We start from the raw sequence: 24,127 nt of genomic DNA, 5'->3' as shown, positions 1-24,127 counted from the left end.
TATTATAAAATTTTAATAAGCAGGTGAGTAATGTGGACAATCAAGTTACGATCGCTCCGGATTTATTGGCGATACTCTCAAGTAAAGTCAACAGCATTTCCAAACAAATGTCGTATACGCTTCAAAGAAGCGCACGTTCAAGCGTCATGAGCAGCGCGAGGGACTTTTCTACCGCAATCTGTGATGGCATCGGCGACGTTATAGCGCTGCCAAACGGGTTTCCGGTCCACGTTGCCAATATGAGCTTGACGGCCAAATCGATTTTTGAGTTTCACAGTCCGGAATCTCTTGCTCCGGGGGACGCCCTTCTTAATAACTCGCCTTATCACGGGAATACGCATATGGGCGATTATACGATTATCGTTCCCGTATTCCATGAAGGCGAACTCATGTTTCTTTGTACGGTGAGGGGACATCAGGCCGACATTGGAAACAGCGTGCCCACTACGTATCACGCGATGGCAAAAGATATCTATGAGGAAGGAGCGCTCTGCTTTCCGTGTGTCAAAATCCAGAAAAACTATGAAGATGTGGACGATATCATCCGGATGGCCAAAATGAGAATCCGCGTTTCGGATGTCTGGTACGGAGACTACCTGGCGATGATTGGCGCTGCAAGAATTGGCGAGCGGGAATTATCGAAACTGATCGCTAAATACGGAAAAGAAACGATCAAGGCTTTTTTTCAAGAATGGAAAGAGTATGGAAGCCGCAGAATGATCGAGGAAATTAAAAAGCTTCCGGCAGGAACGTGGATTAACGAATCGAAACACGATCCAATCCCGGGATTACTGCCCGATGGCGTAAATGTAAAAGTAAAATTGACGATCGATCCGGAAGAAGGCTATGTCGAGGTCGACTTTAGGGATAACGCAGACCCGGTAGCGGCAGGATTGAATCTGTGCGAAGCGACAGTGCTGTCGGCGGGACGGACCGGGGTTCTCAATTACATGCCTTCCGATCTTCCGCTATGTGAAGGAACATTCAGTCGTATCATCGTGAAAATGCGCGAAAACAGTGTCGTAGGGAAGGCCAAACTGCCGTATTCCTCTTCGCTGGCCACGACCAATATTCATGATAGAGCGGTGCTAGCGGTGCAATGCGCGTTCAATGAGGTGAGCGAATCGCTTGGCATGGCCGAAGGCGCGTTTGCCCAGCCACCGTCGCTTTCCGTTATTTCCGGCTTTGACTCCCGTTATGGAAGACCTTATGTAACCCAGCTAATTTCAGGTCATACGGGCGGCATGGGGGTGCACGGTCATGACGGATATATCGCCTACTGTATTTGTAATGGCGGCATGATGGAATGGAATTCGCTCGAGGTTATTGAACAGAAATATCCGATCCAGTACGTGATGCAAGAGTTGATCAAGGACTCAGGCGGGGCTGGGAAGTGGGACGGTGCACCTGCAACGAAGGTAGTTATGGTACCGCGTACCGACAAGGTGACGTTTATGTATGTTTGCGACGGCAAATACAATCCTCCACGCGGAGCGCAAGGCGGACATAACGGGTCAGCAGCCAATGCGGCCATGTACCGGCTCGAGGAAGACAAAACTTCGCAGGAAGATCTGCCGATGTTTCATGGAATCGAACTGGCGCCGGGCGAAGCATTAGTTTCGGAGATAAGCTCTGGCGGCGGCTTCGGCAATCCGTTAGAGCGCGACCCGGAGCGGGTACGCCATCGCGTAAGAGAAGGATGGGTCTCCGTTCAAAAAGCGAGAGAAGCCTATGGCGTTGTCATTGATACGACAACGGAGATGTATGCAGTCGATTGGAAGGCGACAGAGAAATTAAGACAAAAGGCAGAACAATTAGGGAGGTAGCATCTAATGGGTATCCGAATTTGTACCGATATCGGCGGTACGTTTACAGATCTAGTCGTCGTGGACGAAAGCGGAAGTGTCAACATCTTTAAAGCTTTAACTACTCCGGAAAATCGGGTGGATGGGATCATTAACGGACTTACTATAGCGGCAGATTTTTATGGTAAATCGCTCCAACAATTGATGGAATCGTGCGAGTATTTCGGGCATGGTACCACTACAAGCACCAATGCGCTTATCGAACGCAAGGTAGCCAAGGTGGGTCTCATCTGTACGACAGGATTCCGGGACGTGCTGTTATTCCGTGAAGCCGGCAAAGAAAACCCCTTCGATTGGTATTTGGATTATCCGGAACCGTATATTCCACGCTATTTGACGCTCCCGGTGACGGAACGAATCAATGCGGAAGGGGGAATCGACATTCCTCTCAATGAAGATGAAGTGAGAGAAGTGATAAGGAAATTCAAACAATATGACGTCGAAGTGGTCGCGGTTTCCTTAATGTGGTCGTTCGTCAATCCGGCTCATGAGCTGCGAATCGGTGAAATCATTGAAGAAGAGTGGCCGGGTAAAACGTATGCGTTAAGCCATGTCGTTAATCCCCGCATACGGGAATATCGCAGAACAGTCAGCACGGTTATCGATGCTTCGCTTAAGCCGCTGATAACGCACTATGTCAGTACATTTGAAGACCGTCTGCGGGAAATTGGCTATCGAAACGAATTGTCGCTGCTGACTTGCTCCGGCGGTGTAACCTCTCCGCAAGAAATGATTGCCAGCCCTATCTACAGCTTAGACTCCGGCCCGGCGCTCGCTCCGGTATCGGGAAGATTTTACGCCAAGAAAGAACTGAGTAAAGATCATGTCATTACGTGCGATATGGGCGGCACCAGCTTTGACGTCAGCCGGGTTACCGACGGCATCATTACGATATCCAATGACAACGTCATTCAGAACGAGCGGTTAAGCATTCCGAAGGTCGATGTGAAAACGATCGGCGCAGGAGGAGGCAGTATCGCTTGGGTTGATGATGGCGGATTAATCCGCGTCGGTCCTGAAGGCGCCGGCTCCGTTCCAGGTCCTGCCTGCTATATGCGGGGCGGGGAAAGAGCGACGGTAACGGATGCGAATCTTGTCCTCGGCTATTTGGACGAGAACTATTTCCTGGGCGGAAATATGAAAGTGAGCAAAGAGCTGGCCGAAAAAGCGATTATGAAATCGGTCGCTGAACCGCTAAATCTAAGCCTCATGGATGCGGCTTACACCATCTATAATACCGCCAATCATTTGATGACGGAGGCGGTTCGGGATATGACCGTGTTTGAAGGGATCGACCCGAAAGAGTATGCGGTTGTCGCAGGCGGCGGCGCAGTCGGTATGCATATTATTCCCATCGTATCCCAGCTTGGATGCCAAGAGGTCATTGTGCCGAAAACCGCGTCCACGTTGAGCGCATTCGGCGGAGTAGTGGCCGATGTCGTGCGCGAATTTAACCGCAGCCATTTGACCGCCTCCACTGGATTTGATTATGAAAAAGTAAAGTCCGTCTTAAACAAGCTGGCCGCAGACGCTAGGGCATTCCTAGATACCGTCGGTGTATCCAAAGAAAATCAGGTATTTGAATTTGCGGTAGAAGCCCGATACTTATTCCAGGAACGCGAGCTGACGGTTCCGCTCCGGAGCAATGCAATTCAGAACGTTCAGGATTTGGAGGCATTGATTGACGACTTCCACTCGAAGCATGAATTTACGCTTGGTTCCATGGAAAAGGGGCAAGCGGTTGAATTTGTCGTTTGGAAGGTTATCGCGAGAGGAATCACGCCGGAGATCAACCTTCAAGTACAGTCTCTTTCCTCAGAAACACCGAATCGCTCATCTCTGAAAGCTACGCGGAAAGCGTATTTTAGAGAAATGGGTGGGCAGGTCGATGTCCAGGTCTATGACGGGACGCTGCTGCAAGCCGGCAATAAAATTGTAGGCCCGGCAATTATTGAAGAGCCGACAACCAATATTGTCGTCACGCCGGGCAGCACGGTAACGTTATCGAAATATGAAAACTATGTTATTGACATGAAAGAATACTTCGCTCCTGCCGATCAAACCGCATCGGTTCCGGTTACCCAATAATCAAGTACTGAAAGCTGAAGGACGATCAAACATGCGGGTACGAATCCGTACCCGTACCGTTCTCGAAATTGCTGCATCCTTTTCAAGCAATATTTGAGATAAAAATGAGATGAGGAGTTACCGCTATATATCAAGGGCATGCTGGCTATCTTGGTAGGGAAATTCTGTTAAGTCTGTATGTCGGGTTATTAAGCTATATTAGGTCAACGATGGGTGGGAGAGTGTGGTAGTACGGAACATTTCGGTTTTGGTATATAACCGTCCAGGCGTATTGGCGTGTGTTTCGCAGTTGTTTACCCTCTTTGAAACCAATATCGACAAAATAACGATCGGTCATGGAGGTAGTCCCGGAATTTCCCGCATTCAAATTGAAGTCTCCATTGAAGATGATAAGTTAGAAATGGTGATCAGCCAAATGGCGAAGTTGAGCGATGTTCTTCAAGTGGGTATGGCAAAGACAGGAGCGCAAACGAGGTCGTTTTGGATCGTCGCCTACAGCTTGTTTATTACCATTTTTGGTATTAATGTCGCTTCCCCGTTATATTCCATTTATCGAACAGAGTGGCAATTGACTTCGGGGATGATCACGCTTTTATTTGCCGCCTATGTGTTCTCTGTCATTCCCGGGCTCTTTATCTTCTTACAATTGGCTGAACGGTTCGGCAAACGAAAAATATTGATATTTGGTTTGATGGCTGCATTATCCGGAGCGGTATGTTCAACTCTGGCAAACGACATGCCCATTCTAATTATGGCAAGAATTTTACAGGGACTGGCGGTCGGAACATTTATCTGCGTTTCCTCATCCACCCTGAATGAACTGGAACGGAATCGCAATTGGCAAACATCGTCTCTTGTCACTGCTTTTGCGGTAACGGCAGGAAGCTCATTAGGACCATTTATGGCTGGTATATTGGCACAATTTGCGCCAATGCCGACAAAGCTGCCCTATATCGTTTATGGCGGCCTGGTCATTCTCGGCATGATCGGAATGTCGACAGTTAAGGTGAGCTACCGGAAAGCGCATCGCGTTCGGTTTCATGGGCTGAACATTCCGAAAACGATCCGGCTGCACGCTTATACGGCTGCAGCGACCTCGTTTATAGCCTGGGGAGTCGTCAGCTTGTTTCTTTCCGTCATTCCTTCCTATTTGAATGAATGGGCCGGCAAATTCAATTTTATTCTTTCCGGCGGGATGATTGCATCGATCTTTGCTCTATCAACGTTCAGCCAGTTTTTGTTTAAGAGATTGTCCGTTATGAAAATGATGGCGGTTGGGATTTTACTGTTGTCACTGGGACTTATGGGAGTTGCGGCGACTCTTCAACATATGTCGATCGTTTTGCTGATTACTTCAGCCATTTGTGTGGGATTGGGGCACGGTCCTTTATATGCGGGAAGTCTTGTGTCAATTAGCACAGAGGTAGCGGACGATATACGGGGCGACATTATTTCTTTTTTTTATTTATTTAGTTATACAGGGATTGCATTTCCCGTCATATTGCTGGGATATTCCGCTGAGCAGATAGGTATTGAAACATCCGTATTTTTATTTGCGCTTTTTATTGAAGCGGGAGCTCTCCTAAGCCTCCTGTTGTGGCACAAGACGAAGACAGAGAAAGATGGAGGAAGAATGAGATGATATTATTTCAAGCCATGGAACGAGACGATTATGAGGAGCTGCTGTTCTGCCAGGATAAGCAATCGGGACTGAAAGCAATTATTGCCATTCACGATACATCGCTTGGACCTGCTCTCGGCGGCACTCGCATGTGGAATTATGGTTCTGAAGAAGCGGCTATTGAAGACGTCCTGCGCCTCGCCAAAGGCATGACGTATAAGAATGCCGTATCGGGTCTTAATCTTGGAGGAGGGAAAACGGTTATCATCGGTGATCCGAAAAAAGATAAAAATGAGGAAATGTTTCGCGCTTTCGGACGTTTTATCCAGGGGTTAAACGGACGGTATATCACGGCTGAAGATGTCGGGACAACGGTTCAGGATATGGACATCGTTTACCAAGAAACCGACTTTGTAGCGGGGATCTCCCCCACATACGGCTCATCAGGCAATCCTTCCCCGGCAACGGCTTACGGGGTTTATCAAGGGATGAAAGCGGCGGCAAAAGAAGCCTTTGGCAGCGATTCGCTGGAAGGGAAAGTGGTCGCCGTCCAGGGGGCAGGAAACGTGGCTACCCATTTATATTCACATCTCCATACGGAAGGAGCAAAATTGATTGTCACCGATATTCAACAAGAGGCTGTTCGGCGGGCAATAGAACAATTCGATGCCATTGCCGTAGACCCGGACGATATTTATGATGTCAACTGCGATATTTACGCGCCTTGCGCGCTCGGTGCGACGATCAACGACGAGACGATCCCGCGCTTAAAAGCAAAAGTCATCGCCGGTTCTGCAAACAATCAATTAAAGGAAGCAAGGCACGGCGATCTGATTCATGAACTCGGACTTGTTTATGCGCCTGATTATGTCATCAACGCCGGGGGAGTTATTAATATAGCCGACGAGTTATACGGCTATAACCGGGAACGCGCGTATAACAAAATTGCAGAGATTCATCTTACGATCGAACGCATTTTTGAAATCTCGAAGCGTGACGGCATACCTACCTATGTGGCTGCAGACAGGCTCGCTGAAGAACGGATAATGAAATTGAAGCAATCACGGAGCGCATTTCTGCAAAACAGTCATCATACCTTGAGCAGAAGGCCGGTACGAGTCTAGTTCTTTGCAAGAAGATAAGCGTTGAAAATGTGTAGAGGTAAACAAACAGGGAGGTTTATAGATGAGTTGGAATTATACCGATTCTTATGAGTGGATGGAACGGGTCACATCGATGGAGCCTTTGATTATTACCTGCTGCTGCAACGGAGGCGTTCAAGGAAAAGAGTCTCATCGGGGAATTCCGGAAACACCCGAAGAGATTGCCGATTCGGTTTATGAGGCCTACAATGAAGGGGCGTCCGTTGTCCATGTTCACGGGAGGGATCCAAACAATCTCGGAGACACCACAATGGACCCCGAAGTTATGTATCGGATCAATGCGCTAATTCGGGAACGATGTCCTGATATCATAATCAACAATACAACTGGAGGCGGACCGACATCGACCATGGAGGACAGGCTTCGCAGTCTGGATGCGCTGCCGGAGATGGCATCACTAAACATGGGACCGGATATGTCGCGTTTTGTGATCAAGGCCAGAGAAGAAGCTCTGGACTATCCCCGTCCCTCCCAGGAATACGACATCTGCATCCCTTTTACGTACGGCTTCATTGAACAGCTGGCAGCGGGCATGCTCGAGAAAGGCATCATACCCGAGATGGAGATGTATAATTCCGGTCAATATTGGGTGGCTCAAAAACTGATATCCGAAGGATTAATCAAGACGCCATACTTGTTTCAATTTGTGATGGGTTATCAGACCGCTACTTACCCTACGCCTGAAAACCTGATTCATATGGCCCGCGAGCTACCGGCCGGAGCGCATTTTACCGTCGCCGGCATCGGAAAATACCAATGGGCGATGACGACGCAAAGCATTCTGCTCGGAGGACATGTGCGCGTAGGTTTGGAAGACAATATTTATCTAAAGCGCGGTCAGAAGCTGAAGAACAATGCTGAGGCCGTCGCCAAAATTGCCCTCATCTCAAGAGAGCTTAACCGTGAAATCGCAACACCGGAGCAAGCAAGGAGCATGTTGGGGGTTTCGTCCATACCTAGCCGCTATTGAGTAAGAGCGTCTTGCCGTTTCCGAATATTTACGATAGGAGAATCGAAACGAATGAATATTTATGAGTTTAATGGAATATATCCGAAGATTGCCGACGGAGTCTTTATTGCGCCCACTGCAACCATTATCGGCGACGTCGTCATAGAGGAGGGCAGCAGCATTTGGTTCGGAGCGGTTCTCCGGGGGGACGCAGGGTCGATCCGGATCGGGAAAAATAACAGCATACAGGACAACTGTGTCGTCCATATGACGGACTCAGGAACGTTTATCGGGGACAACAATACGATCGGGCATGGCTCTATCCTGCATAACTGTACAATCGGTAACAACAACGTCATCGGCATGAATGCGGTTGTTCTCGACGGGGCCGTCATTCAAAACGAAAATGTCATCGCAGCGGGCAGCGTAATTACGGGAAATACAAGAATCGAGGACCGTCAGCTCTTTACGGGTTCCCCGGGACAATTCAAGAAAGAATTATCCGGTAGCTCCTTGTGGTGGGTACAGGAAAGTTCGAACGTATATTTGAAGCTGGTTGAACAATACGACAGCAGGTATAAATATCATAGCAGTTTAAAATGAAGCCTGTGTATATCATCCAGGTAATGAGGAATTAACAAAGGATTTTTGTCATGAAGCATCTTGACTGTTCAGTCTGGAAAATATATTCTTTATTTAAAGCCTAAATCTGTTAGCTCTCTGTTACTAAAATTCTAATAAGAGGTGGTAAAGGTGGCGAATCAGGCTGTTAATTACGAAGCGAGACTCCGGGAAGCACAGGAAATTTTCGAGAAATTTAAAAATTCTATGATAGAAAAGGACATGGATAAATTTATCGAATTGTTTGATGAGAATGTCATCTTCGAATTTCCATTCGCGCCCAAAGGATATACCCTGAAATTAGAAGGGAAATCCGCCCTTTATAAATATGTAAAGGAAATTCCCAATAAGATTGAGCTCTCCAAATTTAAAGAACCGACTTTTCATCTGACTCTGAACCCCAATGTGATAATTATTGAATTTGGAATCGAAGAAGGGCAGGCCATAATAACCGGTAAGCCTTATCTGCAAAGTTATATTTCCGTGATTGAAACGAAGGAAAACAAGATCGTTCACTACAAGGATTATTGGAATCCGGTTGTCGCGCTTGCAGCTCTTGGGGAAGAGTCCTCGTTCCTGGAAGTTTACAAAGCGCAGCAGCAATAATATCCAATTACTATGGTCAAACGTTAGAGGAAGTAACAGGAATGACTTTTTACGAGTGGTCAGAGGATTGGAAAAAGAAATACGGAAATTGAACAAAGACTAAGCAAACAAGAGAAGGATACTCAATAAACAGCGGCAGCCTAAGACTTCTTTAGACTGCCGCTTCATAACCTTAAAAATTAAAGATACAATCCGTGCTCCGCCTCCGCAAACTGCTGCGATTTCTCCTTCATTCCCCGCTCAATCGCCTCGCTGTCCTCCAGATTATGTTGCTTGGCATACTCCCGGATGTCCTGCGTGATTCTCATGCTGCAAAATTTCGGTCCGCACATGGAGCAGAAATGCGCCGTCTTGGCGCCCTCCGCAGGCAAGGTCTCGTCGTGATATTCGATCGCCCGCTCAGGATCGAGCGACAGCTGGAATTGGTCCTTCCAGCGGAATTCGAACCGGGCTTTGGACAGCGCGTCGTCCCGCTCCTGGGCTCCGGGATGTCCTTTGGCCAGATCGGCCGCGTGCGCCGCGATCTTATAGGCGATGACGCCTTCACGGACATCGTCCTTGTTCGGAAGTCCCAAATGCTCTTTGGGCGTCACGTAGCAGAGCATGGCGGTGCCGAACCAGCCGATCATCGCTGCGCCGATGGCTGAAGTAATATGGTCGTAGCCTGGAGCGATATCCGTCGTAAGCGGCCCCAGTGTGTAAAAAGGAGCCTCCTTGCACACTTCCATTTGGCGGTCGACATTTTCCTTAATTTTGTGCATCGGAACATGGCCCGGTCCTTCAATCATAACCTGCACATCATGCTTCCAGGCAATCTCGGTCAGCTCACCCAGGGTGTCCAGTTCGGCGAACTGCGCTTCGTCATTGGCATCGGCGATGGAGCCCGGCCGCAGGCCGTCTCCAAGAGAGAATGCGATGTCGTAAGCCTTCATGATTTTACAGATATCCTCAAAATGGGTATACAGGAAGTTCTCCTGATGATGGGCGAGGCACCAGGCCGCCATGATCGAGCCGCCTCGGGAAACGATACCCGTAACTCTTTTTGCCGTCAATGGAACATAACGGAGCAGCACACCCGCATGAATTGTGAAATAGTCGACACCCTGTTCCGCCTGCTCAATCAGCGTATCGCGAAAAATTTCCCAGCTCAGCTCATGCGCCTGACCGCCGACTTTTTCCAGCGCCTGATAGAGCGGCACCGTGCCGACAGGAACCGGAGAGTTGCGGATAATCCATTCCCGGGTCGTATGAATATGGCGGCCTGTGGAAAGATCCATAATAGTATCCGAGCCCCAGCGGGTGGCCCAGTGCATCTTCTCTACTTCTTCGTCAATAGAGGAGGAGACCGCGGAATTTCCGATATTAGCGTTGATCTTTACTAGAAAGTTCCGCCCGATGATCATCGGCTCGCTTTCCGGGTGATTGACGTTGCAAGGAATAATAGCTCTGCCGCTGGCGACTTCGTCCCGGACAAACGCCGGATCGACATTTTCGCGAATTGCAATGAACTCCATTTCCGGCGTGATGATCCCTTTGCGGGCATAATGCATCTGTGTCACGTTGGCGCCGCTCTTCGCGCGCAGCGGCTTCCGTCTTAATCCCGGAAAAACTTCTGCGTTAGGGTCCTGCTCCGTATTCCGCAGTCCGTTATCCTCTGGCTTTACATTCCGGCCCTCGTATTCCTCCGCATCTCCGCGTTCCAATATCCAGTTCCGGCGGAACGGGGACAGCCCTTCCCGGATGTCGGTAACGACTTGGCAGTCGGTGTAGGGGCCGCTTGCATCGTATACCCGCACGGGAGCATTTTCCGATACGCCATCAACCCCGGCAGTATCGCTCAGCGCAATCTCGCGCATCGGCACCCGAATATCCTCCCGCGAACCTTTAACGTACACTTTTTGACTTTGACTTGTCATTTCAATTCCTCCTCTTAATGGTGTGAAGCGCCGGAGGAGGCCAGGTACGCAAAAAAGACCGCACCCGAAGAAGCGGTCTTTGAACATACAAAGCCTGTGACGATTCCTCCGCTGGCATTACCCAGATCAGGTATTACGGTCGATGGCATAGGGCCATCCTCTCAGCCCGGCTGTTTCCGAGCTCCCGTGTCTATGAAGTTGTCTATTACAGAATATCCTAATCGCTGGAAAAGCACAAGCTACTTTTGCTTTATTTGCCGCCGGATTCCCAGCGCGTTAGCCAGAGACTCGGCCGCGTTCTCCAAGGAAAGGAGTGAATTTGTCCCGTGATGTAAGCTTTGCAGCGCATGTTCCAAGGTGGCGGCATACGGATTAATCTCTTTCAAAACGAGACGCCGTGCGCCGGAGGCGGTATATTCCGTTAAAGCAGCATCAGACTGATTACCAGAATCCTTTTCCAGAAAAACCAGCTTGCCTGATTCAAAATACGCTTCATAGCCGACAGTAAAGGGATATCCGTCAGGCATTCCCGAGGAAGAGACGATTTCCGCAATCGCGCCGTCCCGCCCGAATACGGCCCGGACCAGCGACTGGCGCGCATCCCTATATTCCGTTCCCCAGGCGGAGATAAGCTCCGGAGAATCCATGATCCCGCCAATAATATCCAACTCATGGATCATGAGATTCACAGGGATGGTGTCCAATCCGAGGTCCCCCCAGAGCGGCGGCGTTTCCCTTTTTAAAGTGAGAGACAGCAGCTTGCCGTATGTACCCTTCAGGCAGGATTCGCGCAAAAAGGCGTAAGCCGGGTCAAAATGGATAAACCGGTTAACGAGGACTCTTTTGCCGGAGCTTCTTTCCGCATCCAGCATGGCCGCAGCCTCTTCCACCGAGCAGCATACGGGCGTTTCGCAGAACACATGCTTTCCATGCTCAAGCGCCTTGACCGCAACCTCGCAGTGAAGAGAGGTCGGCAGGCACAGGTCGATGACATCAATATCCGGATCGCGCAAAATACCGCCAATATCCCGGGCAATCTCTACATTTAGCTCCTTCTCCAGTTGCGCCAGCTTAGCATCGTTCCTGCCGAACACGATCAATCGTCCACACAGATCCACTGACTTCAGCAGCTTGGCATGATATGTTCCAAATCCTGTTCCGAGCACAGCTACATTCATAAGTTCCAACTCCTTCAAAGGTTATGGACCTATGATATACTTGTATTGTTGACAGCAGAATGGCAATGATTTGAGGCTGTCTGTGAAATTTTCTGTCCGCTGATAAAAGGAGGGGTGTTATGAGGCTGCATCGGCTGGTTGCGATATTATTGCTGCTGGAATCAAGAGGGAAGCTGAAAGCAAAAGAGCTGGCGGAAGCGCTGGAAACCTCCGTCCGTTCAATTTACCGCGATGTGGATACGCTGGCTGAATCCGGTGTACCGATTGTCAGCGCTCCGGGGCCGTCCGGCGGTCTTTCGCTGATGGAAGGGTATACCGTTGATCTAAAAAGTTTACATAATGACGACGTCGTTCACCTGTATCTGACGGGACTTGGCATTTATTCCGGCGCGGGAACCGAATCAGGACATAAGCTCCGGAGCGCGCTGCTGAAGCTGGAAAAAACGCTGCCGGATGAATACAAACCGGATTTGCATAAGGCTAAGTCCCGGTTTTATTTTGACGATACGCCCTGGTGGCGCGAGCGCCCTGATGCTCCCTGCCTGGAAACGGTTCGTGCCGCGCTTTGGAAATCGCATAAGCTGACGATCCATTACCGCAAGCCGGGAGGAGAGTTGTCTATTCGAGATGTTCGGCCTTATGGGCTGGTGGTGAAGCAGGGTGAATGGTATCTGGCTGCATACAGTGAAATGGTGGAGGAAGTCCGGACGTTTAAATGCGAGCGAATATCAGCTGCTGAACAGTTAGAGGGAGGGTTCGAAATTCCGGCGGACTTCTCATTGGAACATTATTGGAAAGGCAGCAATCAGTCATTTAAGCGGTCGCGGCAAGAGAGGGAGGTTTATCCGGTAATTCTCAGGGTGAAAGAGCCGAGCGTGAATTTGCGGAACAAGCTGGAGATTCTGCATACCGCTTGGGAACAGAATACGGCCCTTCTGACGGTGAATATGTATGGTTATGAAGCGGCCTGCCGCGATATTCTGGAACTGATCGGCTGCGGCGAGGTCGTTGCGCCTGAAGAGCTTAGAGCTTTTATCAAAGATAAGCTGGATGAGCTTCGTACTTTTTATGGGGATTGAATAGGGGGATACAGCTTTCGGGACAAGGAGGACACGGGTTACCCGTCTCTAATAAAAATTGGATAACCCGTGAGTCAACCGCATTGTGAGGCTGTTGCACAACGAGACTAGAAAACTTTATGCCGATACGGCTCTGTGTGAATGTTACCTCGCCTGTTTGCCCTGACATTTTTTGCATACCGTCAGCTTTTCGCCTTGAAGTCCTTTGGCCGTATATAATAGTTTGATCCGTGTGCTGCCGCACAGGGGGCAAGTTCCCCTCCCGCGGGAAGGCATGCGCCAGAGCGCTTTGCCGCGCTTGTTCTTGGACATGTAATAGATTCCACCTTTGCGCATATTGCTTCATTTCACAGTATTCTATGCGGGCGGGCGGCAACCGGTTCAGCAGGGCGGGTTATTACAGCGAGACAGTCTCAGCCAATAGGGGAAAGTAGGTTCAATAACCGGCAATGATATTACTAGTTTATAGTATATTGCGTGGTTGCATTACTGCTTGAGTAACCGGATAAGGACGATTGAACATTAATATTGTAGGTTCCTATCTTAGTTTTTTTATTAGTAGCTATATTGAATACAACTGTCCCGCTAGAATCGGTGGTCTGAACTGCATTAGTTTGGCTTCCGCTAGGAGAGGTAATCGTTAAGTTTACCGTCGCCCCGTTCAAAGCAATTAAATTGGAGTCCTTAACTGTAGCTTCTACAGTAACGGTTTCTCCTTTTAAGTAGGAATCTTTATCTGTAGTAACACTTATGACTGTCTTGTTAGATTCAACTGGTTGAGCTTGGGCCTGAATTAATCCGTATCCTGTAAGTGTATCACGCCCCGCAGCCCCGAGGTCCACAACGTTCTGATCAAGCTTATCCCGAAGTTCAATATTGGTTAGAGCAGGATTCTGCTGTTTAAGAAGGGCAAGTATACCCGTAGTATAAGGAGTAGCCATTGAAGTACCGGACATTCTTGCATAACCATTATTCAAATACGTGGAGTAGATGGAAACACCCGGTGCTGACACTTCAACTTTTGGACCCGTCGACGAAAAGCTGGCACGAATATTAGATGAATCTACTGCGGCTACTGCAATAGCGGAATCGTATTTTGCGGGATATTCAACCGTATCGCCATTACCGTTAATCAAACCGCTGTTTCCGGCGGCAGCAACAACCAACGTACCGTTGTTATAAGCCTTATCTACTGCCTGGTGCAATGTAGGAGAATCGGTTGTGCTTCCTAAGCTTAAATTAATAATATCCATTTGGTTTGTGATGGCCCAGTCAATCCCCGCTATTACATCCGAGAGATAGCCGCTTCCGCTGGAATCAAGCACTTTCACGGCGTACAGATCAGAATCGGGGGCTACGCCAATGGTTCCAATATCATTATTTCGGGCACCGATGATTCCGGATACATGGGTACCGTGACCATTGTCATCATTATAGGAATTTGTATAGGCCACAAAAGAAGCTCCTCCTGCTACTGAAAGATCCGAATGGCTAAGTGATATTCCTGTATCAACTACAGCGATTTTCACCCCCGTTCCAGTGTAACCGGAATTCCATGCAACGGGTGCTTTTACATCATCAATTCCCCAATCCGAGACTTGCCCTTCTACCTTAACTATTGAATCTTTCTCAATAAGTTCAATATTCGGATTTCTGGAAAGCCCTTGCAGCGCGACTGAAGGGACACTGATGGATACGGCCGGTATGTTTCTTAGTTCTCTGTTGATTTTCCCTCCATTGTTTGCAATCAAATCCTTGTCAACTTTGTCTTTGAACAAAACGATTACTCTTTCCTCGGCTTGAGCGGATGCGGCATTTACTGAATTGAAAGCTGTTGTGAGAATAAGGACCAAGATAGCTGCCGACAAAATAATTTTCTTCATTTACTAAATCACCTCTCTATGATTATTTTCTTCCATAAAAATCTATTTATATTAATTAAATACACATATCAAAATTCCTTCTAGTCATTCAAAATAAATTAGTATTTTATGACTTCCCTCCTGGATGCCAAACATGAAATTATATTGTTTTTTCCAACATCTTACACTATAATTGGTACCAGGTACTAATATCATATTGTAAATTATTGTGAGGTGAAATATATGGTAGGGGCAAGAATAACAGCAATTGGGACTTATGTGCCCGAAAAGAGACTAACCAATTTTAATTTGGAGCGTATGGTTGATACGAATAATGAATGGATTATTCAAAGAACCGGCATTGAAGAACGCAGAATTAGCCGTCCTGATGAATTTACCAGTGATTTATGTGTGGCTGCCGTAAAAAATTTAATTCAGAGATTCAATAAAACCGTTGAAGATGTGGATATGGTGATAGTAGCGACCAGTACACCGGATTTTCCGTTTCCATCGGTTTCCAGCCTTGTGCAAGATCGATTACATATCGCCCAGACGGGAGCAATGGATATAAGCGCGGCATGTTCCGGCTTTGTATATGCTTTGCATACGGCACACGGTATGATTTCATCTGGGCTTCACAGCAAAATACTGGTCATCGGCGCAGATACCATGTCCAAAATCACGGATTACACTGATCGAACCACATGTATTTTATTTGGTGATGGGGCCGGCGCCGTGCTGATCGAAAGGGATGACCAATTTAATAGCTTCATTGGATATCATATGGGAAGTGACGGGAGTGGAGCGCATCATGTGTATCGTACCGGTTTGGCGAATAAGGTCAATGGTATTGAATTGATCGATACTGGGTGCATTGTCCAAAATGGCCGAGAAGTTTTCCGATGGGTGGTTAGAAATATTCCTAATGGTATTAAAGAAATTTTATATAAAACGGAAATGACTATAGATAAAGTGGATTGGTTTATCCCTCATAGCGCCAACTTGCGGATCATCGAGCCGATTTGTGGAAAAATGGAACACCCGATGGAAAAGACACTGTACAGCTTGGTCAACTTCGGGAATACCTCGGCTGCGACCATTCCTTTATCACTCGACCTTGGCATTCGCGATGGAAAAGTGAAAAATGGGGATCGGATTCTTATGTATGGTTTTGGTGCCGGTTTGACACATGCCGGGCAGCTGTTACGGCTGAAATTAGACGAACAAGTTACGGTGCCGACACCTTTGTAAAAAGCTTAATAAGCCAGCCATAGACTAAAGAATTGCTAAAGATGGAACAAACAGGTACGGATTTCTTCCATGAAAAGGTCGGTACCTGTTTTTTTGGACGAGCAGAAACAGATCCCAAATGCTGGTTTATCCAAATCTACGACTTGTTTAAATAGAGCTGTCTCCATATCATCCCGCTCATTACACATTTCCCCGCAAACATCATCTACGTTCTCACCGTAAATTTCGGGATTAACGTCATGTCCGGAATTCCACCAGCATCTTCAATCCCTTTCATATAATCTGGCAGCATCCAGTAGCTTTCCTTATCCTTATCATACAAAGGTACAACCCCTATCATAGGTCTCTCCATATCATATTCCTCCCCAAAGTATGGTAGCGGGTATTCTTATTTTGAATCCTTTTAGACATGGCCATTTATGCCTCGAAAAAACAGCGTATAACATAAATTATACGCTGTTTTTGTTTTAAGCGATTTTTTCCCGGGCGGATGATTAAGTGGACGGGTTGATTTGTTCCATTTTTTTTACTATTTCAACGATTTCGGAAGAGCGGCGGCGATCAATCCCGCGTTTGTCTGAATGAGTACCACATCGTTCACCACATAAGCATTGCCGATCTCAGTGGCGTTCGTTGCGATATGTCCGAGCCTTTTGCCCGTCGCCGCCTCGATCAAATAAAACTCTCCGTTGTCCAAACTGGCGAATACGCCCCTGCCTACGGCTTGGACACGGGCAACGGGACTAGGAAAGCGGCCGTAGGACACTGTACTAAGATTACTAAGTTTGACACCGATCAATTCGGTTCCCTGTGCAAAGAAGGCCATGCCGTTTTCCGGACCGGCCAACCATTTTCCATACTGTTCATAGCTGACCGGTTTGGCATTGCTGTCTTGATCCAAAGTATAGCGGCGAAGGAAGGCTTCGTTCTTGTCGAGATTGCCGTCGGCGGTATAAAGATAGGTGCCCACAATGGCGGTATAGCTGTTGCCGAGTCGGCTTACATCATGAAGAGGAGTGTAGTTCTCCGTTCTGGTCACCTTTCCGGTTCGGGGACTCAGTTGAACCCAAGTGACCAAATAACCGGGAGCCGCCACTCCGCCGGTAACCGTTGAAAGGTTCGGCTGCCGGCGCATCATAAGCTGTCCCTTCCGGTAGGCGAGGAAGGAGTAAACGCCCTCGGTTCTCCAGAGTTGTTTACCGGTAGCGGGATCAAGGCCGAAAAATTGCGTCCGGTAATTATCGACGGTACTGGAGACTACAAGTACGCCGTCATATTGGCCGATCAGGGAGCTTGCGTACATGGGCAATGCTTTGTTCTCCCATTTTTTCTTGCCGTTTGAAGGATTGTAGGCGGCGAGTCCGCCGTTTTCGTTAAAATAAATCAAGGTCCCGCTTTCAAGTGCTGCATGCGCACCGACCTCCGAAAAGGCATTGCCCCCTTTCACTTTCCAAATTACCTTTCCGCTTCGGGCATTCGCCCGCATCAGATCGCCGCCGCTTGTAATGTAAAAGACGGAGCTGTTGGTTATTACTTCGGGATACTGTCCTCCAGGGATGGACCATTTCACCTTGCCTGTCGTGAGATCCGCCGCCATGAGCTTGCCGCTTGCAGCATAATATACAAGGCCATTCGACGCGGGAGCCTGCTTATCATAAAGTCCGTTTTCGTTTGTTTTTGCCTGCCAGAGCGGCTTAAGCACAGGAGTTGCGGAGTCGGCCGCAGCGGAAACAGAAGAGATATTTCCATGCGCGGTATCCGCCGCAGCGATGTGTCCGTAAAGACCGTCACTGGTGGAAAGCAGGGCTGCGGCGAGCAGTGCGTTCAGAATATAAGTTGTTTTTTTCAACAATTTCATCTCCTTGTTATTCTTCTATGTATTTGACTCCTGAAGCGGTGATTAAGTTGCTATATATGGAAAATAAAACCACACGACGAAATTAGTTAACATAATAATTGTTATGTTAACTAATAAGAGGCTAAGACGGTTAAATGCAATATAGCGAATCAGATTGGACCAAACCGGGTAAGAAAGAAGAGAACGATAAATAAAATTTTAAGCAACGTAAAAGGAGGATATCCCTATGGGACTCAACTTAGGCGGATTTGGTGACTTAAAAGGACTGATCGAGAAAGCGAAGTCTCCTGGCGGGCTGATGGAAATCGCAAAAAGTCTTCCTTTGGACCAACTGCTGGAAAAGCTACCACTAGATAGTCTGCTGACTCCGGAATTCATGCAAAAATATACACCGTTCCAGTCCATCGGAGAACTGCTGCAAAAGGCCGGACTCGGGTCCGCTGCAGATTCCGCGCAAAGGATAGCCGAGGTGCCTCAGGATCAGCTGGATACGCAGGTGAAGGAAAACACCTCTTTTGGCTCCATGCAGCAGCTGCTGCAAAAAGCGGTGGAGTTCTATCAATCACGCCAGTCCGGCGGGAAATAAAAAGAACGGCTTCTCAAAAGGACGCTTCTTCTTTATCGTAATATACGATGAGGAAGGGGCGCTTTTTATTTTGCCGCAATACCGAACACTTCCCTCCACTAAATGCGTATAGCAAATAAAATCGGGAGGAAGGAGCCTTACGTTGAAACATCATCCCATCATGCAGCGGCAGGCGCAGGAAATATTTGAGGAGCATTCCTCGTATGTATACGGCGTTGCGCTCATGATTACGAAGTCCCCCGCAATGGCGGACGATGTCACGCAGGAGACGTTCTTGCGGGCTTTTGCCAAATTTCATTTGTACGATTCCTCCAGGCCGATTCGGCCATGGTTATACCGGATTGCGATCAATATTACGAGAAGCATGCACCGCAAGCTGCGGTGGCAGTCGCTCTTCGGACAAGTTCCAGAAAGGGATTCCGGCGATTCGCTGGAACTAATTATCCTGGCGTATGAACGGCACAGGGAGTTATGGGAAGCGGTGAGCAGCTTGTCCAAAAAACAAAGAGAGGTTATTACCCTGCATTATTATGCGGAACTTCCGCTGCGGGAAACGGTCGAGACGCTGGACATCTCTTTAGGAACTTGCAAATCAAGATTAAATGCCGCTCTTGTGAAGCTGCGAAATAACCGTCATTTCGGGAGCAAGCCGCTGCCCGTTAGGGAGGGGAGACAATGAATAATCGAACGGACCGTAAGTCCGGCCGAACGGAAGTAACTCTGGAAACGATTAAAGACGCTGCGGCGGACACTTTCAATATGGCTCCAGAATTATTCCGCGAGCTGCAGCCATGCTTTTCCTTTGAGGAGCTATGGGAGAAGCGCCTGGGCGGCGAGGAACAGGAGGGACGCAGTAATCTATTCCGAAAATGGAGAATCGGCCTTGCCGCGATGGCAGTCGCTTTTGTTATGGTCATCGGCTCGAGCTTTTTGTATCCATCGTTCGGCGAGGCTCTCAGGCATATTTCTTTTATCGATCTGCTGTACGAGAAAGGGCGTTTCCTTAGCGGATTGGAACAAATTGAAAAGAAAAACCTCAGTTCTCGGGGGGATGCTTCCGTAACCGATCATGGAATCGAGTTCAGGATTGACAATGTATTTTATGACGGTATCCAGCTCGTCTTGAATTATGAAGTGAATTTTCCGCCGGATGGGCCCAAAATTACGGACAAGAATGCGGCTGTATACTACAAGCTCAATTTTGCGGAGAAACAAGCCGATTACAACAGCATCTATACGCATGAGTTTACGATTACGGGCGACCACAGCTTCGCGGGAACTACTCTTTTCTCGTTTGGAGGGTCTGAATTGCCAGATACATTGCATCTGAGTATGCTCATTGATCGTATCGGAACACAGAAAGGAAATTGGGACGTATCTATTCCGTTGAACAAGTCCAAAAGCGACGCGCTCGCACAGACATTCTATCCTGGCATTAAAGCCGCTTATCAAGGGACCGCATTCACTGTGAAAAAACTGGTTCTGGCGCCTGCCGCCGTAAGACTTGTGCTGCAAGCGGAGGACAATTTCAGCATGTCAAAATGGTCGATTCAGCTTCAAGATGATCTGGGAACTTACCTGGATTCGGGAGGAGGAAGCGGCAGCGAGAACGGGCAATCCATTTCGGATTATTCCAGTCTGACTGATATCAACCCGCATCCCGCTTATTTAACGCTGGTTATTTGGGCCCCGAATTATTCGGCCAATCCGGAACCTCCCAAAGAAGTGGTAACAGAAGTCAAACATACATTTCCCATCCATGTGCATAGGGAAGGTGGCGAAGATATAACGATAACCAATATCGATTACAGACCGAGCGAGACGCGCGTATATTATACATTGAGTACAGAAATGGAACAGAATTTGCCTTTTCATTTCAGAACTCCGTCGAAAGAGTTTATTTCGTATAGACATTTTCCGGTACGGACTGCTAGGGACAAACTGTCGTTTATGGCGGTGTTCCCGCCGCTTGACCCAAAGAACGGACTCGAAATGGTTACCCATGCCGATCCGGCCGGCAAGGACGCCGAACCGCTGCGGGTTAAAATTCCGTTAAACTGGTAAATCGGGATAAGTAAACTGGATTATAGCATCTCAATCAAAAAAACGCCGGCAGAGCGCCAAACGATCGCCCTGCCGGCGGCTTTTGTTATGAAATTATTCAGGAAACTTCGGTCCGTTGATCCGGGCATTTTGCCGGGACCGCTTGAACGTTAAGCGGAGTTTTCCGTTTCTTGTAGATGACGAAGGCAAAATAAAAGGCAACGATGATGCAAGGATAGGCAACCGCCATGCCCGTAAACGGAAACACGGCCGCCGTCGCGATGAAGGAAATCCAGCTAATGATTACCCCGGATCGGCTGCCCTTGAGCAGCCGGATTCCCGCCGCGCACCCGCCGATATAAGTCAGAATAAAGGTAGCGTTCGGGAAGGTGATCAGGGTCGTCAGTGATACGAGTCCGCTGCCGTACAACGTAAGGACCGCTGTAAAGCAGAGCAGCAGGAAGGCAAGCGCGCCGACCGGCGTATGGAAGCGGCTGGACATCCTGCCCATCCATTTGGGGGCATGGCCCTGGCGCGACATCGCGTAGGCTACCCTTGAAGCGGCGCCGACATAGGCGATTATCGTGGCGGTGCAGATAAACAGTCCGGTGAGTCCGGCGACCAGTCCGCCCCATTGCCCGAGCGGACGGCTAATCATCCAGACCAGTGAGGAGGAGCTTCCCTTAAGATAGCTTTGTGTGCCGACGACGGCCAGCGCCGTCAAGAAATACAGCGCGCCGACTATTACGGCGGCGATGGTAACGCCCTTGACCGCCGCCCGCTGCGGGTCCTTGAATTCCTCGGATAGATGGGACACCGCCTCCCAGCCGATAAAGCACCAGAACAGAATCGCCGTCGCCTTGCCGACGTTCATCCAGCCGTGCGGGACAAACGGCGTGAAGCTGGCGCTTTCCATCCGTGGCAGCGCAGCGGTAAAAGCGAAGATGAGCACGGCTACGATGGCGAGCACGACGGCGATTTGCACTTTTCCGGCGAGCTGCATGCCGACCCAGTTCATGCCGAGCCCGGCAATCACCATCGCGGCGGCCAGCGCGATCCGCGCCGGTTCGCCCCAACCCATGGCGGCGGTCATATAGCCCGCTCCAGTAAGCGCGGCTACGGGAGCGCCAATCGGCACGGACATAAGGAAGAACCAGCCGACCAGCGTTCCTGCGCGTTCCCCAAAAGCAAGCGTCACGAAATGGGATACGCCTCCAGCGTTCGGAAATTTAGCGGAGAGAAGGCCCATCGAGAGAGCCATCGGAAGGATCAGCAGTGTCATGAATCCCCAAGCGAGCAGCGAAGCGGGTCCAGCCATTTCCGCCGCCAGGCCCGGCACGATCAGAATCCCCGATCCCAGCACCGCACCGATATAAAGGGCGATAGCCTGCGGCATCCCGATATGGTTTTGCAGCGAATTGGATTGCTTCATTAAATTTCATCAGCCTTTCTTGTCTTTTATTACAGAGTATCAGATAATGGATCTATTGGAAAAACGGAATGTTTAGATACCATCCATTCAAAATTCCGATGGAAGGGAGCATGTCGATGGAATCCCGTCATCTTTTTACTTTTCTGGTGGTAGTAGAAGCTGGAAGCTTCACACGGGCTGCCCAGAAGCTTGATTACGCCCAGTCCAGCATTACGGCGCAAATCCAAGCTCTGGAAGGCGAGCTGGGTCAGCCGCTGTTTGACCGGATCGGCAAAAAAATCACCCTGACCGACGCCGGACGCCGTCTGCTGCCGTATGCCCAAGAGATTTCCAAAATGCATACGATGGCCGAGGACGCGCTGCGCTTTCAAAGCGGCATCGGCGGATCGCTCAAGATCGGTGCGCCCGAGTCCCTGGCGGCTTTTCGGCTGCCCGGAATTATCCGTGAATTTAGAGGGAGGTTTCCTCAAGTGGAAATGATCCTGAAACCCGGTTACTGCTGGGAGCTGCAGGAGATGATCCGGTCGGGCGAGCTTGATCTGGCATTTCTGCTGCAGCCCGAGCGGGACGACAGGGATCTGCATATCGAGACGCTGGTACACGAGGAAATGGCGCTGGTCGCTCCGGTGAATCACCGTTTGGCCCATCGTGCCGCGGTCGAGCCGTCCGATCTTAAAGAAGAGACGATTCTGCATACCGAGACAGGCTGTTCGTACCGGCTGCTGTTCGAGCAGCATTTGAATATGCACGGAGTGTACCCGGACCCGAAGCTGGAATTCTGGAGCATTGAGGCGATCAAGCAGTGCGTGATGGCTGGTTTGGGCATTTCTTTTTTGCCACTCGTTACGGTACAGAAAGAGCTTGCTGAAGGCACAATGGCGCGGCTAAACTGGGATGACGAATCCCAGCGCGTGGCGACTCAGGTTGCCTATCACCGGAAGAAATGGAAATCCCCTGCGCTAGATGCGTTTATGGAAACGGTGCGGCAGCATGCCTTAGGATGGCAGCGTCAAGGCGTTCACGGCTAAGTTATGATCTGCTATAATAAGTGGTCGGAAAAGGGGAGGAGGTGATCTGGATGGACGAAGCCCTGCTGGAGTATGAAGAAGAACTCGAAGCCTTTGTCGTCTGGATGAAGGACGCGGGCTACACTGCATATACCCAGAAATCGTACCTGGCCGATGTGCGGCAGTTCTTGAACAGTCTGAACGGAAAAAATCTGAATACCGTCAAAAAACTGCATGTCATCTCCTTCCTTACCTCCATGCGCGAACGCGGTGTCAGCGACACAACAAGGAACCGCAAGCATGCTTCCGTCAACTGCTTCTTCAAATCGCTGATCGAGCTTGAACTGCTGACCGGCAATCCCGCCGCGGGCATCAAAAAGTCCAAGACCGAGAAGAACCGGGAGCCGGTCTATCTGGACGAGGACGACATTCGGCGGTTTCTGGCTAAAGTGGACGGAAAGTATAAAGAACGGAATCTGGCCGTTTTTTTGCTGATGGCTTATATGGGTCTGCGCGTCGGAGAGGTACATACATTGAATCTGGGAGACTATCATCCGGAGCGGCGCATGCTACGCGTGTTCGGCAAAGGCCGGAAATGGCGCAATGTTCCCGTACCCGGGGATGTCGCCCCCTACCTGGACAGTGCTCTTGCGGAACGGCTGACGCCTTGGCGCGGAAGCAGGGAAGAGGCGATGTTCATCTCGCAAAAAGGACGCAGGCTCTCGATCCGCGCCATTCAGGGCATTGCTTCCGAGACCTTTCAGCGCTTTCAGAGCGGAATTCCGGCTGCCCGCCGGCGTTCTTTTTCCAGCCATAAATTACGGCATTCCTTTGCCACGATGCTTCTGCGGAAGGGCGCGGATTTGCGGACCGTGCAGGAGCTGCTCGGACATTCCTCCATACAGACGACAACGGTGTACACCCATATCACGGACAGGGAAAAAGAAGAGGCTATGTCCCGCCTGCAGCTCCAGCTCTAAAACATAACATCAGATTTACACG

The 24,127-nt window shown here is 49.3% G+C and carries 22 protein-coding genes and 1 riboswitch; of the genes, 14 read left to right on the top strand and 8 right to left on the bottom strand.

Translation table 11 applies throughout. The features are described from left to right. Nucleotides 1-32: 32 nt before the first annotated feature. From KP014_RS18700 to KP014_RS18670, 7 genes are all read left to right on the top strand, one after another. Nucleotides 33-1,826, top strand: a complete 1,794-nt coding sequence (locus KP014_RS18700) for a hydantoinase B/oxoprolinase family protein (RefSeq protein ID WP_051500183.1) — start codon at nucleotides 33-35, stop codon at nucleotides 1,824-1,826. Between the two features lie 6 nt (nucleotides 1,827-1,832). Next, entirely contained in the window at nucleotides 1,833-3,953 is a 2,121-nt protein-coding gene (locus tag KP014_RS18695; protein ID WP_051500184.1) for a hydantoinase/oxoprolinase family protein, read from the top strand. A 247-nt stretch (nucleotides 3,954-4,200) separates the two neighbouring features. After that, nucleotides 4,201-5,595: an MFS transporter gene (locus KP014_RS18690; protein ID WP_216700396.1), complete on the top strand. Its 1,395-nt coding sequence runs from the start codon at nucleotides 4,201-4,203 to the stop codon at nucleotides 5,593-5,595. Then, on the top strand, nucleotides 5,592-6,698 hold the full coding sequence (locus tag KP014_RS18685; RefSeq protein ID WP_036596495.1) for a Glu/Leu/Phe/Val family dehydrogenase: 1,107 nt from the start codon (nucleotides 5,592-5,594) through the stop codon (nucleotides 6,696-6,698). The genes KP014_RS18690 and KP014_RS18685 overlap by 4 nt, the downstream gene beginning before the upstream one ends. Nucleotides 6,699-6,759: 61 nt before the next feature. Beyond that, nucleotides 6,760-7,707, top strand: coding sequence for a beta-keto acid cleavage family enzyme (locus tag KP014_RS18680; protein ID WP_051500185.1), 948 nt, complete (start codon nucleotides 6,760-6,762; stop codon nucleotides 7,705-7,707). Nucleotides 7,708-7,758: 51 nt separating this feature from the next. Beyond that, nucleotides 7,759-8,289, top strand: coding sequence for a gamma carbonic anhydrase family protein (locus KP014_RS18675; RefSeq protein ID WP_025335143.1), 531 nt, complete (start codon nucleotides 7,759-7,761; stop codon nucleotides 8,287-8,289). 225 nt (nucleotides 8,290-8,514) lie between these two features. Continuing rightward, nucleotides 8,515-8,913 (top strand): nuclear transport factor 2 family protein, encoded by a 399-nt coding sequence (locus KP014_RS18670; RefSeq protein WP_063619497.1) that lies wholly within the window; start codon nucleotides 8,515-8,517, stop codon nucleotides 8,911-8,913. Between the two features lie 179 nt (nucleotides 8,914-9,092). On the opposite strand, the gene thiC is transcribed toward KP014_RS18670, so the two are convergent. Both thiC and KP014_RS18660 read right to left on the bottom strand, forming a co-directional pair. Continuing rightward, nucleotides 9,093-10,829, bottom strand: coding sequence for a phosphomethylpyrimidine synthase ThiC (gene thiC, locus KP014_RS18665; protein WP_051500186.1), 1,737 nt, complete (start codon nucleotides 10,827-10,829; stop codon nucleotides 9,093-9,095). Nucleotides 10,830-10,913: 84 nt separating this feature from the next. Further along, a riboswitch (TPP riboswitch) is annotated at nucleotides 10,914-11,027 on the bottom strand. Nucleotides 11,028-11,068: 41 nt separating this feature from the next. Next, nucleotides 11,069-12,007: a Gfo/Idh/MocA family protein gene (locus tag KP014_RS18660; protein ID WP_036596497.1), complete on the bottom strand. Its 939-nt coding sequence runs from the start codon at nucleotides 12,005-12,007 to the stop codon at nucleotides 11,069-11,071. 119 nt (nucleotides 12,008-12,126) lie between these two features. Between KP014_RS18660 and KP014_RS18655 the strand changes: the two genes are divergently transcribed. Then, nucleotides 12,127-13,086 (top strand): helix-turn-helix transcriptional regulator, encoded by a 960-nt coding sequence (locus KP014_RS18655; RefSeq protein ID WP_036596499.1) that lies wholly within the window; start codon nucleotides 12,127-12,129, stop codon nucleotides 13,084-13,086. Between the two features lie 144 nt (nucleotides 13,087-13,230). On the opposite strand, the gene KP014_RS18650 is transcribed toward KP014_RS18655, so the two are convergent. Together KP014_RS18650 and KP014_RS18645 are read right to left on the bottom strand one after the other, a co-directional pair. Beyond that, entirely contained in the window at nucleotides 13,231-13,398 is a 168-nt protein-coding gene (locus tag KP014_RS18650) for a hypothetical protein (RefSeq protein WP_175491734.1), read from the bottom strand. 146 nt (nucleotides 13,399-13,544) lie between these two features. Further along, nucleotides 13,545-14,969 (bottom strand): S8 family serine peptidase, encoded by a 1,425-nt coding sequence (locus tag KP014_RS18645; RefSeq protein ID WP_036596503.1) that lies wholly within the window; start codon nucleotides 14,967-14,969, stop codon nucleotides 13,545-13,547. Between the two features lie 222 nt (nucleotides 14,970-15,191). Between KP014_RS18645 and KP014_RS18640 the strand changes: the two genes are divergently transcribed. Then, entirely contained in the window at nucleotides 15,192-16,199 is a 1,008-nt protein-coding gene (locus KP014_RS18640) for a ketoacyl-ACP synthase III (RefSeq protein WP_036596504.1), read from the top strand. Between the two features lie 35 nt (nucleotides 16,200-16,234). Here the strand turns inward: KP014_RS18640 and KP014_RS28920 are convergent, their stop codons facing one another. The 3 genes from KP014_RS28920 to KP014_RS18630 all read right to left on the bottom strand — a co-directional run bounded on the left by KP014_RS28920 (nucleotide 16,235) and on the right by KP014_RS18630 (nucleotide 18,048). Further along, nucleotides 16,235-16,387 carry a hypothetical protein gene (locus KP014_RS28920; protein ID WP_246590547.1) on the bottom strand — a complete coding sequence of 51 codons (153 nt, stop codon included), beginning with the start codon at nucleotides 16,385-16,387 and terminating at the stop codon, nucleotides 16,235-16,237. A 17-nt stretch (nucleotides 16,388-16,404) separates the two neighbouring features. Further along, on the bottom strand, nucleotides 16,405-16,551 hold the full coding sequence (locus KP014_RS28915) for a hypothetical protein (protein WP_246590546.1): 147 nt from the start codon (nucleotides 16,549-16,551) through the stop codon (nucleotides 16,405-16,407). Between the two features lie 177 nt (nucleotides 16,552-16,728). Then, nucleotides 16,729-18,048: an outer membrane protein assembly factor BamB family protein gene (locus KP014_RS18630; protein ID WP_175491733.1), complete on the bottom strand. Its 1,320-nt coding sequence runs from the start codon at nucleotides 18,046-18,048 to the stop codon at nucleotides 16,729-16,731. A gap of 235 nt (nucleotides 18,049-18,283) precedes the next feature. On the opposite strand from KP014_RS18630, the gene KP014_RS18625 reads away from it, so the two are divergent. The 3 genes from KP014_RS18625 (at nucleotide 18,284) to KP014_RS18615 (ending at nucleotide 20,707) form a co-directional block, all read left to right on the top strand. Continuing rightward, nucleotides 18,284-18,643 carry a hypothetical protein gene (locus tag KP014_RS18625; protein ID WP_036589067.1) on the top strand — a complete coding sequence of 120 codons (360 nt, stop codon included), beginning with the start codon at nucleotides 18,284-18,286 and terminating at the stop codon, nucleotides 18,641-18,643. Nucleotides 18,644-18,785: 142 nt separating this feature from the next. Beyond that, on the top strand, nucleotides 18,786-19,322 hold the full coding sequence (locus KP014_RS18620) for an RNA polymerase sigma factor (RefSeq protein ID WP_036589070.1): 537 nt from the start codon (nucleotides 18,786-18,788) through the stop codon (nucleotides 19,320-19,322). Then, nucleotides 19,319-20,707 (top strand): DUF4179 domain-containing protein, encoded by a 1,389-nt coding sequence (locus KP014_RS18615; protein ID WP_036589073.1) that lies wholly within the window; start codon nucleotides 19,319-19,321, stop codon nucleotides 20,705-20,707. The genes KP014_RS18620 and KP014_RS18615 overlap by 4 nt, the downstream gene beginning before the upstream one ends. Before the next feature lie 97 nt (nucleotides 20,708-20,804). Here the strand turns inward: KP014_RS18615 and KP014_RS18610 are convergent, their stop codons facing one another. Next, nucleotides 20,805-22,118 (bottom strand): APC family permease, encoded by a 1,314-nt coding sequence (locus KP014_RS18610; protein ID WP_036589075.1) that lies wholly within the window; start codon nucleotides 22,116-22,118, stop codon nucleotides 20,805-20,807. Between the two features lie 116 nt (nucleotides 22,119-22,234). Between KP014_RS18610 and KP014_RS18605 the strand changes: the two genes are divergently transcribed. After that, entirely contained in the window at nucleotides 22,235-23,146 is a 912-nt protein-coding gene (locus KP014_RS18605; RefSeq protein WP_036589101.1) for a LysR family transcriptional regulator, read from the top strand. A gap of 50 nt (nucleotides 23,147-23,196) precedes the next feature. Further along, a complete protein-coding gene (locus KP014_RS18600) occupies nucleotides 23,197-24,105 on the top strand; it encodes a tyrosine-type recombinase/integrase (protein WP_036589077.1) in 909 nt (302 codons plus the stop codon). The last annotated feature ends 22 nt before the right edge of the window (nucleotides 24,106-24,127 follow it).

This window comes from Paenibacillus sophorae (assembly GCF_018966525.1).
Classification (GTDB): Bacteria; Bacillota; Bacilli; order Paenibacillales; family Paenibacillaceae; genus Paenibacillus_AQ; species Paenibacillus_AQ sophorae.
The sequence above is the reverse complement of the archived record's forward strand: the minus strand, read 5'-3'. Positions and strand labels throughout refer to the sequence as shown.